The sequence below is a fragment of the Alcaligenes sp. genome, assembly GCF_050255915.1.
GTDB classification, from domain to species: Bacteria; Pseudomonadota; Gammaproteobacteria; order Burkholderiales; family Burkholderiaceae_B; genus Alcaligenes; species Alcaligenes aquatilis.
The window spans coordinates 40315-53881 of sequence record NZ_JBFWIQ010000012.1 but is presented as its reverse complement, the minus strand read 5'-3'; the positions used below and the strand labels follow the sequence as shown (position 1 = coordinate 53881).

The 13567-nt window shown below is 57.0% G+C and carries 10 protein-coding genes and 1 pseudogene; 1 reads left to right on the top strand and 10 read right to left on the bottom strand.

Annotated features, from left to right (window positions below; genetic code table 11):
- Positions 1 to 88: 88 nt before the first annotated feature.
- Together AB7E06_RS14935 and AB7E06_RS14930 are read right to left on the bottom strand one after the other, a co-directional pair.
- A complete protein-coding gene (locus AB7E06_RS14935; protein WP_108728125.1) occupies positions 89 to 775 on the bottom strand; it encodes a phosphatase PAP2 family protein in 687 nt (228 codons plus the stop codon).
- A 21-nt stretch (positions 776 to 796) separates the two neighbouring features.
- Positions 797 to 2212, bottom strand: coding sequence for an FAD-binding oxidoreductase (locus AB7E06_RS14930; protein WP_108728126.1), 1416 nt, complete (start codon positions 2210 to 2212; stop codon positions 797 to 799).
- Positions 2213 to 2341: 129 nt separating this feature from the next.
- On the opposite strand from AB7E06_RS14930, the gene AB7E06_RS14925 reads away from it, so the two are divergent.
- Positions 2342 to 3730 (top strand): phosphomannomutase/phosphoglucomutase, encoded by a 1389-nt coding sequence (locus AB7E06_RS14925; RefSeq protein ID WP_346549025.1) that lies wholly within the window; start codon positions 2342 to 2344, stop codon positions 3728 to 3730.
- Positions 3731 to 3900: 170 nt separating this feature from the next.
- On the opposite strand, the gene AB7E06_RS14920 is transcribed toward AB7E06_RS14925, so the two are convergent.
- The 8 genes and pseudogenes from AB7E06_RS14920 to AB7E06_RS14885 form a co-directional block, all read right to left on the bottom strand.
- The gene (locus AB7E06_RS14920; RefSeq protein ID WP_319802202.1) at positions 3901 to 5016 is read right to left on the bottom strand and encodes a glycosyltransferase family 4 protein; all 1116 of its coding nucleotides are present in this window, start codon (positions 5014 to 5016) and stop codon (positions 3901 to 3903) included.
- Between the two features lie 207 nt (positions 5017 to 5223).
- Positions 5224 to 6294, bottom strand: a pseudogene (locus AB7E06_RS14915) (glycosyltransferase); the annotation flags it as partial.
- Complete coding sequence (locus tag AB7E06_RS14910; protein WP_094195598.1) at positions 6291 to 7418, bottom strand: glycosyltransferase family 4 protein; 1128 nt, start codon at positions 7416 to 7418, stop codon at positions 6291 to 6293. The gene AB7E06_RS14910 and the pseudogene AB7E06_RS14915, both read right to left, overlap by 4 nt.
- 63 nt (positions 7419 to 7481) lie before the next feature.
- On the bottom strand, positions 7482 to 8591 hold the full coding sequence (locus tag AB7E06_RS14905; RefSeq protein ID WP_108728761.1) for a glycosyltransferase family 4 protein: 1110 nt from the start codon (positions 8589 to 8591) through the stop codon (positions 7482 to 7484).
- A 42-nt stretch (positions 8592 to 8633) separates the two neighbouring features.
- Positions 8634 to 9995, bottom strand: a complete 1362-nt coding sequence (murJ, locus tag AB7E06_RS14900; RefSeq protein WP_094195596.1) for a murein biosynthesis integral membrane protein MurJ — start codon at positions 9993 to 9995, stop codon at positions 8634 to 8636.
- On the bottom strand, positions 9992 to 11017 hold the full coding sequence (locus tag AB7E06_RS14895; protein WP_125277095.1) for an SDR family oxidoreductase: 1026 nt from the start codon (positions 11015 to 11017) through the stop codon (positions 9992 to 9994). Before AB7E06_RS14895 ends, murJ begins: the two co-directional genes overlap by 4 nt.
- 14 nt (positions 11018 to 11031) lie before the next feature.
- Positions 11032 to 12312 (bottom strand): Vi polysaccharide biosynthesis UDP-N-acetylglucosamine C-6 dehydrogenase TviB, encoded by a 1281-nt coding sequence (gene tviB / locus AB7E06_RS14890; RefSeq protein ID WP_427957451.1) that lies wholly within the window; start codon positions 12310 to 12312, stop codon positions 11032 to 11034.
- A gap of 49 nt (positions 12313 to 12361) precedes the next feature.
- Complete coding sequence (locus tag AB7E06_RS14885; protein ID WP_094195593.1) at positions 12362 to 13486, bottom strand: MraY family glycosyltransferase; 1125 nt, start codon at positions 13484 to 13486, stop codon at positions 12362 to 12364.
- Positions 13487 to 13567: the final 81 nt, after the last annotated feature.

The window sequence follows — 13567 nt, the reverse complement described above, 5'->3', positions numbered from 1 at the left end:
GGGGTGTTTTTACGTACCAGCTCTCAAAAACAGGACTCGTTAAAATGACAAAGGGGACTTGACGTCCCCTTTTGCAGATTAAAAACCACTAAGCAGGCAATTGCTTGCGTCTGGCCCAAGACCACAGGATATAAAACAGCCCACAGCCGTACAACCCTAAAACAGCACCGGAGGCCAGCACTTGGCTAATGAAATGGTAGCCCTGCATAATGCGCAAAAAACCAAACAGCAAACCTGCGCTGATACCCAGCACAAAGCCCCCGATGGCCAACTTGCGGCACCCTATCATGAGGCCTACAAAAAACAGGGACAAGAGCACAAAGCCAGATGCGGCATGGGCACTGGGCAAGGCATTGCCCGCCTGCGCCCAAGAGTGCGCCCAAAAATAGTCAGGCATGGATTCTGTACCACCAAACATGGCCAAATTAAAGGGACGCGGCATAGCGGTCAGATGTTTCAGCACACCCACTAACAAGGGGCCACTGCCCATGAAGAAAGCCGCCCCCGCCCAAGCCAATTGGCGGCACGAGCCCTTGGGCTGGCGCCAAGCCACCATCGTCCATATGACTGCACCGCCAAAAGGGACGAACCACACCAGTCTGCGCCCGAACAAATCCACAAAAGGCTGCAGACGCCAGGAGAAGTCCTGGACTTGCGAATCATAGAAATAGGCGCTGAGTGACAGATCCGTTGCCGAACCCATCGTCACTGCCGCGACGATTCCCAAAACCGTAAACAAGACGGCACTGGCAACGATATAAGGACGAAAAAACATCTACACACCAAGTAACTTCGGTCAGTCGGGCAATACCTTACCGGGGTTCATGATTCCCAAAGGATCCAGCGCCGTCTTGATTTGCTTCATCAAGGCCAGGGAAACGGGATCTTTATAACGTGGCAGCAGTTGGCGCTTGAGTTGACCCACACCATGCTCGGCGCTGATCGAACCATTGAAGCGGTGCACGCTGTCATGTACCAGGGCGTAAATCTCGTCCTGGCGCTTTAACAGCTCTTGTTCCGTGAAAGCCGTCCCACGCGCCACGTTGTAGTGCAAGTTGCCGTCGCCCAAATGCCCGAACGTTACGTTTTCCAGACCGGGGAAGGCTTCCTGCAAGGCCTTGTCCGTCTCATGCACAAATTGGGACATCACAGACACGGGAAGGGAAACATCATGCTTGATGCTTTTGCCATAGGTTTTTTCAGCCAGCGGAATGCTTTCACGCAAGTGCCAGAGCGCCTTGCTTTGTGCAATGGTCTCGGCAATGACGGCGTCTTGCACCAAGTCTTGCTCCAGGGCCTGACCGATCACGCTTTCAAAGCGCTCGCGGGCATGCTCCAGGCTCTCGCTGTCGGACAGCTCCAGCAAGGCATACCAGGCCGCTTTTTCTGCCGGGCCCTGGAAAGGCATGCGTTGATCAGGGTAGCAATGCAGCACGGCTTGCAGGCAATTGCCTGCAATCAGCTCAAAGCCGGTCAAGGAAGCGGCCAGACCCTGACGGGCCAGCGCCAACACTTGTATGGCATCTTCAATGGTGTTCAGCGCCAGCAAGGCGGTACATGCCGCTACTGGCTGGGGATAGAGCTTGATGGTGGCGGCGGTGATGATGCCCAGGGTACCTTCGCTACCAATGAACAGGTTGCGCAGGTCGTAGCCGGTATTGTCTTTACGCAAGCCAAGCAGACCATGCAGGATCTCGCCCTGGGCCGTCACGACCTCCAGCCCCAAAGTCAGGTCACGAGCATTACCGTAACGCAGAACCTGTGTACCACCCGCATTGGTGGCCAGATTGCCACCAATGGTGCAACTGCCTTCTGCGGCCAGACTTAAGGGAAACAGGCGCTGATGGTCGCGAGCAGCTTGCTGCACGTTTTGCAAAATGCAGCCTGCTTCCACCACCATGGTGTCGTTTTCCGTATCCACACTGCGAATCTTGTTCAAGCGCTCCAAAGACAGCACTAGTGCTGTCGCGCTATTGTCCGGCGTCGCCCCCCCACACAAGCCGGTATTGCCGCCTTGAGGGACGATGGGCACACGATGCTCGGCGCATAGACGCACGACCTGGGCCACTTCTTGCGTCGTTGCAGGCCGGGCCACCGCCAAAGCAGTACCGATATAGCGTCCACGCCAATCTTCCAGGTACTGCTGCATGGATTGTCCCGTCAGCACGTGTTGCTGACCAATACGCTGTTCAAGTTCGTTCAGAAAAGTCATGACCCAAGCCACTCAAGAAAAACAATCAGGCGCTCTTGCTGTCGCGCTACAGCTCTTAATGGTAACTCACGAAAGCCGGGGACATTCGCGCTAAACTGCTTTCTTTGTTTATCCCCTTCAGGACGCGACGTGACCCAACTTCCTGCCCTACCGACTGCCGTATTCAAAGCCTACGATATTCGAGGCACGGTCCCCGAACAACTGAATCCTGACTTTGCCTACCAGCTCGGCCTGGCGTTGGCCGCCTCTGCCCGTGAACAAGCCGTCCAAACCTTAGTCGTGGGCTATGACGGCCGTCACAGCAGCCCGGCCTTGTCTCAAGCCCTGCAAAAAGGCATTCAGGCCGGTGGGGTCAATACCGTAGATCTGGGCATGGTTCCTACTCCCGTCGTCTATTTTGCGGCCAATGTGCTGGAAACCGGCTCGGGCGTGGCCATCACGGGCAGCCATAATCCGTCCAACTACAACGGCTTCAAGATGATGATGGCTGGCAAAACCTTGCACGGCCAGGACATCCAGAGCCTGATGAAGCGCATGCAAGCCGGTATTGAACCAACGGCTCAGGCAGGCACGGGCGAGAAAAAGGACTTGCTGGGCCAATATGTCAACACGATCGCTGAACGTGTCAAACTGGCCCGTCCCATGAAAATTGCCCTGGACTGTGGCAACGGCGTGGGTGGCGTTGTGGCCGCCCGCCTGTTCAAAGCTCTGGGCTGCGACGTGGATATGCTGTTTGAAGAGGTAGATGGCAGCTTCCCCAACCACCACCCTGACCCGGCCGAGCCGCACAATCTGCAAGACCTGATCGCCCATGTTCAAAACACGAACTGCGAAGTGGGCCTGGCCTTTGACGGCGATGCCGACCGCCTGGGTGTGGTGACACGCTCCGGTCAGATCATCTGGCCCGACCGTCAATTGATTCTGTACGCACGCGACATTTTGCAGCGTGAACCCGGCTCCACCATTATTTTTGACGTGAAATGCAGCCGCCACGTTGCCCTGGAAATTGCCAAGGCCGGTGGTGAACCTTTGATGTGGCAAACCGGCCATTCGCTGATCAAGGCCAAACTGGCCGAGACAGGCGCTCCTTTAGCTGGCGAGATGAGCGGCCACGTGTTCTTCAAGGAAGGCTGGTACGGCTTTGACGATGGCCTGTATACCGGCGCACGCCTTCTAGCGATTCTTTCACGCGGCGACAACCCGACGGCCGAGCTGGAAGCCTTGCCACAAGACCTGTCTACACCGGAACTGAAGCTGCCTCTGGCCGAGGGCGAGCCGCATGCCTTGATTGCCCGCCTGCAAAAAGAAGGCCGTTTCCCCAGTTCCAATCAACTCAATACGATTGATGGTGTACGTGCCGAGTACCCGGATGGCTTCGGCCTGGCTCGTGCCTCCAACACCACACCGGTCATTGTGCTGCGCTTTGAAGCGCAGTCCCAAGAGGCGCTGGATCGAATTCAGGGTGAATTCCGCGCGGCACTGCTGGCCTTGAAGCCGGATGCTGCTTTGCCTTTCTAAGATTGCTGCCCCCAAGGGGGCACTTTTTACCAGGGGCGACTAGCCTTGGCGCGACCCGGCGGTAAGAAAAGAGCTGAACTGTCTCTGAAACCGTGGATTCAACCCCAAGTCACAGCAAACAGTTCAGCCCGTTTTTGATGCCTTGGTCCAGAACCAAGGCAGTCCAAGTCTTAACGACTCAAGTACTGATACAGATTCAGATGAGCCGCACTGATGCGGTCAATATCAAAAGCCTCTTGCGCCAGGCGGCGGCTTTCCGCCCCCATGGCTTGTCGCTTGGCCGTATCCTCGCCCAGTTCCATCACGGCTGCCGCCAAGGCCTGTGCATTACGCACTGGTACCAGCACACCCGTTACTCCAGGCTCAATGGCATCCCGACAACCGGGTACATCAGTCGTCACCACCGCCCGCCCGCAAGCCGCAGCTTCCACCAAGGATTTAGGCAAACCTTCACGATAGGACGGCAGCACGGCAATGTGCGATTGAGCATACAACTGCGCAATATCGCTACGTTCACCCAGGCACTGCACCACACCCTGCTTTTGCCAGCTCTGCCACTCCTGCTCGCTGATACTGGCGGGGTTGCCGGGATCCGGGCTGCCCGCCAATACCCATTTCACCGGGCTGCCTTGAGCAGCACTGATGCGTGCTGCTTCAACGAACTCTCGAACCCCTTTGTCCACCAATAGGCGCGACACCATCAAAGCGACGGGGGGGCCTTCTGGCTCTGGCACCGCCTGAAACTCGTTCAGATCTACGCCGGAACCACGAATCAGGACACACTGATCGCGTTTGACCACACGATCCTCCAGCAAGACATCACGGTCATTGCTGTTCTGGAAAATCACTCGGCTATTGGGATGTCCCAGAGCAATGCGATAAAGCTGCAGAGCAATCCAGCGCACGGGATCAAATGATTTGTCGCGCTTGGTAAATACATAACCCAAGCCAGATACGGCAGCCAGAAAACCCGGCACACCGGCCAGTCGCGCAGCAATACCGCCGTACAAAACAGGTTTGATGGTGACCGCGTGTACCAGTTCGGGGCGCTCCCGACGAAACAGACGCCACAAGGCCCAGATGGTTTGCAATTCTTGCAAGGGATTGGTTCCGCTACGCGTCATGGGCAAAGCATGGTGGTGCAAGCCGTGACGCTCGATCTGGGCGACTGCCGGGCCATCCATGGTGGCCACATGCACGTCATAGCCTTCACGCTGCGCGGCTTGCGCCAAAGGCAAACGGTGTGACAGGAAAAAAGCGGGGTTATTGACCACGAACATCAGCATGCGTGTTTTCTTGCTGGAATCGTCCGTCAACACATTCAAGGCTTGCCGACTACGCTTGCGTTTGGGCGGATACTGCGCTGTCAGTGTCTTCCAGGCCTGTGTGTAGTTCTTGACCATGCCTTCCAGAGAAAACAGACGGGCAACCCGTTCACGGGCATGCTCATGGCGAGCCTGCCAGGAAGGCGCACCCAGCTCATCAACCGCACTATTGATGGCACCAGCCAAGGCTTCGGCATTACTGGGAGGCACAATCCAGCCCTCATTGCCCACGATCAAGGCAGCATCGCCCACATCGGTAACGACATTGGACACACCGGCAGCCATGGCTTCACATACCACGTTCGGAAAACCCTCCGCCGAGCTTGACAGTACATGCACGTCCAGCGCATTCATCAAGCGGGGTACGTCGGTGCGTCGCCCCATCAGGATGACGCTCTCGCGAAGTTGATGCTGATCCAGCAAGCGCATCAAGGTTTCGTTATCGCTGTCCATACCGTCACCAATCAGCAGGCAACGCAAGCCAGGATGACGATGCAGACTACGGGCTAAAGCGGCCAGCAAATTAGGGTGGTCTTTCAGTGGATTCCAGCGGGCCACACTACCGATAACAGGCGTATCCAGTGACAACCCCAATTCATCACGTACTTCCTCGCGTGCTTGCTGATCGGGGTGCCAACGGCTCAGGTCGTAGCCATTGGGGATTACCTTCATGATGTCGGCGCGATAACCCCATTGCTTATGGCGTCGGGCAGCGTTTTCTGCGCAGGACACAATCAGGTTAGGGATAAAGCGTGACAAACGGGCACACAACCAGGCCACCATACGGGCCTTCGGGCTGCCTTGATACAGATTCGCGCCGGAGTTGCGAATACCCCAGGACACTGCGGGAATGCCAACCAGTCGGGCGGCGGCGCCACCAATCAGGTCGGAGTGATACATCCAGGTCTGCACCACATCGGGCTGCACCTCACGCAACACGCGTGTCAAGGATCGCAAGCCCTTCAAAAAGCCCAGCGGCGAGTGCATATGCAGGCAGTACAAAGGAATGTCAGCAGCACGCAATTGCGGTCCAAAAACATCCTCCTCGCCCAGAGAAATCACAATATGTTCGGTATCTTGGCCAGGAGCCGTCACCAGACGGAACAAGACCGTCTCTGCCCCGCCCTGCCCCAGTCCCGCAATAATGTGCACGACACGCAAAGGCGGCGTTGTTTTCTCCAGCGCGCCATCCACGGCGTTTGTTTCCTGATTCAACGACCTTGGCTGCAATGCACTCATGCTTTGGCTCCTTCTTCTATACCGCCACGGGCGGCCTGAAAGACCTGGTCCCAGTTACGCAAAACCTGCTCTAGTTCATAACGCTGGCGCACCGCTGCAGCGGCACGTCGGCCCAATACACCCCGAAACACGCCATCACCCATCAATTCGGCCAGGGCAGCGGTCAAGGCGCCTTCGTCCCCTACCGGAACCAACAAGGCGTCTTTGCCATCGGAGCTGATCTCGCGCGGGCCGCTGGGGCAATCAACCGTCACGGTGGGCAAGCCCATCGCCATGGCCTCCAGCAGCACGTTCGGGAAACCTTCCACTTCCGAAGTCATAACAAAAGCATGGGAGCGTGCCATTTCCTGCCAGGGCTGGGCTGTTTTTCCAGCCAGCTCGATACGGTCAGCAGCACCGGACATGGCAATCTGCTGCACCAATTGGGCCCGCTGCGGACCATCGCCCCAGATTTTCAATTTCCATTCCGGGTACTCGGCAGCCAGTCCTGCAAACACGCGGATCAAAACATCAAAGCGCTTGGAAGGCACCAGACGCCCCATCGCCATCAAGGTGCAGTGTCGGTTCTCTTCTACCCGTACCTCGCGTTGCACGGCATCCAAAGCCTGCGGCAAAGGGTTGGGCACGACCATGACCTGTTTCATGCCCGGCACCATGGCCTGAAACGCCGCGACACTGGCTCGGGTCTGAACGGTGACCACCTGAGCCTTGGGATACAGACGACGGCGCAGACTTTGCAACAGCTTGCCCGCACTGCTGCTAAAGGCCGGGTTGGTACGCTCGCCCACCACAATAGGGACGCCCATGCCGCCCAGTCCCAGCAAAACATTGATATTCACATTGGTCAGAAACGACACGATGACATCGGGCTGTTTTTCACGCACCAACTTGCGCATGGCGCGCAGCTTGGTCAAAGGTTTAGGCAGCCAACTGCCACGCATGCGGTGGGCCAACCACACCAGCTCCACCTTGGAGTCGATAGGGTAAAAGGCACTGCCCCCACCGCTGTAGGTCGGCACCAGGGTGACCTGATCGCCTCGCAGCCCCCAGGCATTGGCCAAGGTAGAAGCGACACGCTCGGCACCGCCTGCGTTCAGGGAGCTGACGAAAAACAGAATATTCACTGGGCCTCCATGGGCTCATCGACCAGGTAGTTTGAGCCTGCTGGCACTAAGAAAAGCGCCATTTTAAGGCCGACGCCAACACTGTTCCAACACTTGCTGCCACAGCGCCAGAACGCGGGCCGAGGAAAAGCGGTCGCGCACATCTATGGCACGACGCGCCAACCTCTGGCGTTTGTCCTCGTTGGACATCAGATCGGATAAATGGGCGGCCAGCGCTTCCACATCTTCGACCGGACGTACCAAGACACCGTCGATATTGGCGCGAATGATCTCACGCGGGCCGGTGTCGCAATCAAAGGCTACCGCCGTCAAACCACTGGCCATCGCTTCCAACAAACTGTTGGACAAGCCTTCCATTCGGGAACTGAGCACATACAGATCAGACTGCTCGTACCAGTCCGCCATATTGCCGACCCGACCGGGCAGCGCAATCCGCTCTTGCAGCTCCAGCTCTTCAATACGTGCTTCCAAAGGAGCGCGCTGCTCGCCTTCGCCCAGAATCACCAAATCCCAATCGGGGAAATAGTTGGACAGCATGGCAAACGATTCAATCAGGGTGTCAAACCCCTTGACCGGGTGCAGTCGCCCTACGGCCAATAAGCGTTTACGCCCTTTTGGCAGCTCGGGCACGGGCACAACAGGTTCGGTGCTGTCCATAGGCCAACGCACGGCATTGGGGATCACCTGCACCTGACTGCCGGGCACATGCTCGCGCAGCCAGTCTGCCGTACCGGCAGTCAGGGCAATCACCGCATGGGCTTGGGGATAAGTACGCAAACGGGCCTTTTGCCAGAAAGAAGACATGGACTGGGAGGGAGGATGTGTATGCTCGGTCGCAATCACCTTGCAGGGCAAGCCTTTGGCGGCAGAAATGGCCAGAACCGAGGAGGTTGTCATCATACCCAGCACCACATCGGGCTTGGTTTTGCGTATCAGCGAGCGTACTCGACGTACTCGGCGCCAGTTCTTCCACAAGGCATCCAGACGCCCACGACTGCTACCTGCCGTCCCGAGCACATGGCGCTCCACGCCTTCTGCCACGGTATACGCATCTTTATCACGGCCAGCCTGAGTCACCAAAGACACTCGATAGCCACGCGCCACCCAGGCTGCGCTTAAATCGACGGCAACACGTTCTGCCCCGCCTCCACCCAAAGAGTGGATAAGCAGCATGATATGAGGGCGAACGACCGAATGACTACTGTGCACGTTTTCCTATTCCTGCGAACCAGACGCGAAGGCACTGGCTGGCCTCAAGGCCAAGATGAAATAACAAGTGAAAGAAGCCGCATACATCAGACTGGTCGCCAGCATGATGCCCGACGGGCCCATGCGCGCCGCCAGAATCGGGTTCAGGGCCGCTTTCACCAAAAAATTGATCACGGCAATGATTGCCATGGATTTATAACGGTTCTGACTGGCCAGCAACTGCACCAGAATCAGCACCCCAAAATAAAAGGGCAGTTGCACCAACCCCCAGCTAAACACCTGGGCGACAGTGGCCGTATCCTGCGCCGTGAACGCACCACGCTCAAACAGCAGTGCCACCCCCCAAGGAGCCAACAGAACGCCAATAGCGGCAGCCACCCCACCGGCCAGCAACATCATGACCGACCACTTCAAGGCCATGGAGCGAGCACGGGCGTTATCACCCCGACTTTGAATATCAGCCAGTACAGGCAAGGCAGCACGGCCTACGGAGGCAGCACCCACCCCCAGCACCAGAGCCAGCAAACGAGTGGCGTAGCCCAACGTCGCGTTGGCATTAGCCCCCAAATTGGCCGCCGTATATTGGTCGATAGGGCCGACAAAGCTCATGGCAACCTGCCCCACCAGCATGATGGTGGCGGCCTTGAGCAAATCCGGCCACTGCTCGGCACGCAGGCTGATTGTGGGGCGAGCCCAGATCTGATCGGCCCGTGAGGCCAGAATCATCAGCCACACCGCCTGAATGGTCATGCCCAGTAAGGTGCCCCAAAGCAAGGGACCAATACCGGCATTCCCGCCCGCTGCCAGCACCCAGATCAGAATGACAAAGGCTGGGACACTTTCCAGCAAGGTATTGATATGCCGCTCATGTGCCCGCAAGCGGGCGGCACTCAGGCCAATCATCAGCGTTAGAACCGCCGCAGGCGCAAAGGCAAACAACAACTCCCGGCTCATTTCATGAACGGCAGGGCTTAGCCCTTGTCCGGTCCATTGCAGCACCCAGGGCCAGCTAATCCAGATCAAGACTCCCAATACGCAGCCCAGCACAATGCACCAGGCTTTGAGCTCACCCAGAAAACGGCTGCGCGCAGCCGGTTCCAGACGATGCAAGCGCACCAGCACGGGAATCAACACCACAGACATAGAGCCGACAATCGTCACTGGCAACCAGTTGGCCATGACCATTGTGAACTGGTAGGCATCGACGACATCGCTTACACCGTAGCGATAGGCCACCGCCATTTCTTTGAAAGCGCCCGCTGCCTTGCCCAGCAATAGAAAAAACGCCACCCGCATCGCCCCCAGGGCGATGCGGCGGTGGTCGTCATGCAGACTAGACAGACGTGCTTTCAGGCCGGCCCAAATCAACTCAGGAACGCCACGTACCAGGGCATGGCTGTATTCAAGCCCTGCAACATCGTGTGAGTCGGCTCGTAACCCAATTGTGTACGAGCCTTGGTGATATCCGCTTGGGAGTGCAGTACATCACCGGCGCGAAAATCGGCATAGATGGGCTGCTTGGTGTAATTCACACCATTGCTGCTCAAGGTCTGCTTCAAGTGCTCGAACAACTCGTTCAGGCTGGTGCGGGCATTGACAGCGACGTTATACACCTCAGCCACAGCCGGCTTTTGCTGCACGGCGGCCAGGATATTCATTTGAATGACGTTGTCGATAAAGCAGAAATCGCGGCTGGTTTGGCCATCCCCATTGATTTGCACATCCTGGTTCTGGATCATGGCCGAGACCCATTTAGGAATCACTGCGGCGTATGCACCGTTAGGGTCCTGACGTTTACCAAACACGTTGAAGTAACGCAGGCCCACGCTGGAAAAGCCATAGGCACGGGCAAACACATCCGCATACAGCTCGTTCACGAATTTGGTGACCGCGTAGGGGGACAAAGGGCGACCAATCGTATCTTCCACCTTGGGCAAGCCGGGGTGATCACCATACGTAGAGCTGGAAGCCGCATACACAAAGGCTTTAACCTGTTCGTCACGCGCTGCCACCATCATATTCAGGGCACCGCTCACATTGACCTCGTTGGACGTGAGCGGATCGTTCAAGGAACGTGGTACCGAACCCAGAGCCGCCTGGTGCAGCACATAGTCCACGCCCTTGACGGCTTCGCGACAGGTATCCAGGCTGCGAATATCGCCTTCAATAAAGCGAAAACGGGCCCAGCGCTCGGCACCGACCTGATCACGCACTTCATCCAGATTGTATTGGTGGCCGGTTGCAAAGTTGTCCAGACCCACCACCTGCTGATCCATTTTCAGCAGAGCTTCCAGCAGGTTGGACCCGATAAAGCCGGCACAGCCCGTCACCAGCCAGGTTTTGGGCTGGTGACGCAACTGCTGGTTCGCCTGTTCAAATGTAGAGCTCATAATGCTTTCCGAAATTAAAGGCGCAGATCAGACTGTTCGCGATCGAACACATACTTCAAGTCATAGAGTACATGCTCGGGCTTGCCCCATTGGCGCACGCCTTCCACACCCATCTCTTTGAACTGCTTGTGGGCAACAGCCACGATCACGCCGTCGTACTCACCTGCTTGGGGAGTCTCGACAGGCGTAATACCGTATTCGTGCTGGGCTTCTTTGGGGTCAACCCATGGGTCATACACGTCTACATGGACATCGTATTGCTTGAGTTCATGCACGATATCGACAATTCGGGTATTACGCAGATCCGGGCAGTTTTCCTTAAAGGCCAGACCCAACAACAGGACGCGCGCACCTTGCACCTGGATGCGGCGCTTGGTCATAGCTTTAACCAGTTGTGAAGCCACGTAGCCGCCCATCGAGTCGTTCAGACGACGACCAGCCAGAATAATCTCGGGGTGGTAGCCGATGGCTTGCGCCTTGTGGGTCAGGTAATAGGGGTCTACGCCAATGCAGTGACCGCCCACCAGACCGGGACGGAAAGGCAGGAAGTTCCACTTGGTGCCCGCCGCTTCCAGCACGTCCAGGGTATCGATGCCCAGACGGTTGAAAATCAGGGCCAATTCGTTGATCAGAGCGATATTCACGTCACGCTGGGTGTTCTCGATCACCTTGGCAGCCTCAGCCACACGAATGGAGCTGGCCTTGAAGGTGCCCACCACAATGATTTCGCGATACAAGGCATCCACTAACTCAGCCACTTCAGGCGTCGAGCCGGACGTTACTTTTTTGATGGTGGAAACGCGGTGTTCCTTGTCACCCGGATTGATACGCTCCGGACTGTAACCGGCGTAAAAATCCTCGTTAAAACGCAGACCCGACACTTGTTCCAGCACGGGCACACACACTTCTTCGGTAGCGCCAGGGTAAACCGTGGATTCGTATATGACGATATCGCCACGCTTGAGCACTTTACCGATCGTCTCGGAAGCACGGACCAGCGGGGTCAGATCAGGCTGCTTGAATTGATCAATAGGTGTCGGCACGGTCACGATGAACACATTGGCCTGAGCCAGCTCATCAGCCTCGCAGGAATAGCTCAGACCACTAGCCTGGGCCAGCTCTACGCTCTCGACCTCCAAAGTACGGTCTACCCCTTCCTTGAGTTCGGCGACACGACGCGCGTTAATGTCAAAACCAATAACGGAACGCTTTTTGCCAAACTCTACCGCCAAAGGCAAACCGACATATCCCAAGCCGACTACGGCCAGTTTCACATTCTCAAGTTGCAACTTCATTCTCCAGTTAGCGCTATGCGCAAGGAATAATCTTGAACGCCTGACAGTATCAGTCCCTGTCTACTCGCCGCCGTACCGAGGGCAACAGCAACCAGGAAGGGCGACGCCACGAAACCAGACGTGAATAGAGCCAGATATAAACCAATGAGAAGGCCAGCATGCTGGCACACAACGCCCAGGTATTGTCCCACCAGATCGTGGCCGGAACCAAACCGATCAAGGCCAAAACCCATAAATAAGGCGAAGTCATGGCATTACAAAACGTGGGCAAGGCCCCACCGCTGTCACGACTGAACGTGGAACGCACCAGACGACGAAACACCAGTTGGTGCAGATGCAGTGCATCGGGCTGATCCACGGGCACGCCACGCTTGAAGCGGCGCCGCCAGATCGAAAACATCGTTTCAAAAACAGGATAAAACAGCACGGCCAAGGCGTAAAACGGCGACACACTGGGGTTGCGCACCACCAGTTGCACAGCCAATTCAGCCAGCATGAATCCCAGGAAATACGCGCCGCCATCCCCCAGGAAAACTCGTCCGAATGGAAAATTCCACACCAGAAAGCCCAAGGTGGCCGAGGCCAGTGAGGCCGCAATCAGGAAAATAGGAATGTCCTGCACCTGCAAAGCCACCAACGCCAGCGACAGAGCCATCAAGGTGGCGATCATGCCCGCCAGGCCGTTCATCCCGTCAATAATATTGAGGGCATGTGTACAGCCGCCCACGGCAATCATGGTAAAGAGCAGCGAAATGGGCCAGAAGCCCAGAACCCAATCGGCCCAGCTGACTCCAACGCGCGACACGCCACCCAGCAACCACCAGGCAATCGCCGCCGACAGGAAGGCAGCCAGCAAACGCTTCAAGGAGCCGACGTCCTTGGTAATGTCCTCGACCAGACCCGCCACAAAGACCGGCATGGCTGCCAGAAACAAGACCGGCCACAGCCAGGTCAGTGTCATATTGCTGGGACCCAGAACCAGCAAACCGGCCAAACTGCCTGCAACCACGGCCAGCCCACCCACGCGAGGGGTCGGGCGGGAGTGGGACGCTTGAGGTTTACTAAGGTCGCTGTCCCCAGTCAGACGGCCATGCCAACGCTCGGAGGCCACAATAAGCCCGCCGACCATAAAAGCCACGACACAGATATACAACCAAGTTAGGGACTCCCCCATCTGAGGTAAAGACACCGCAAAACACCCTGCAAGGTTAGGAACTACATCATTATCAACCTGCCTTCCGGCTTGTGTCCGTGA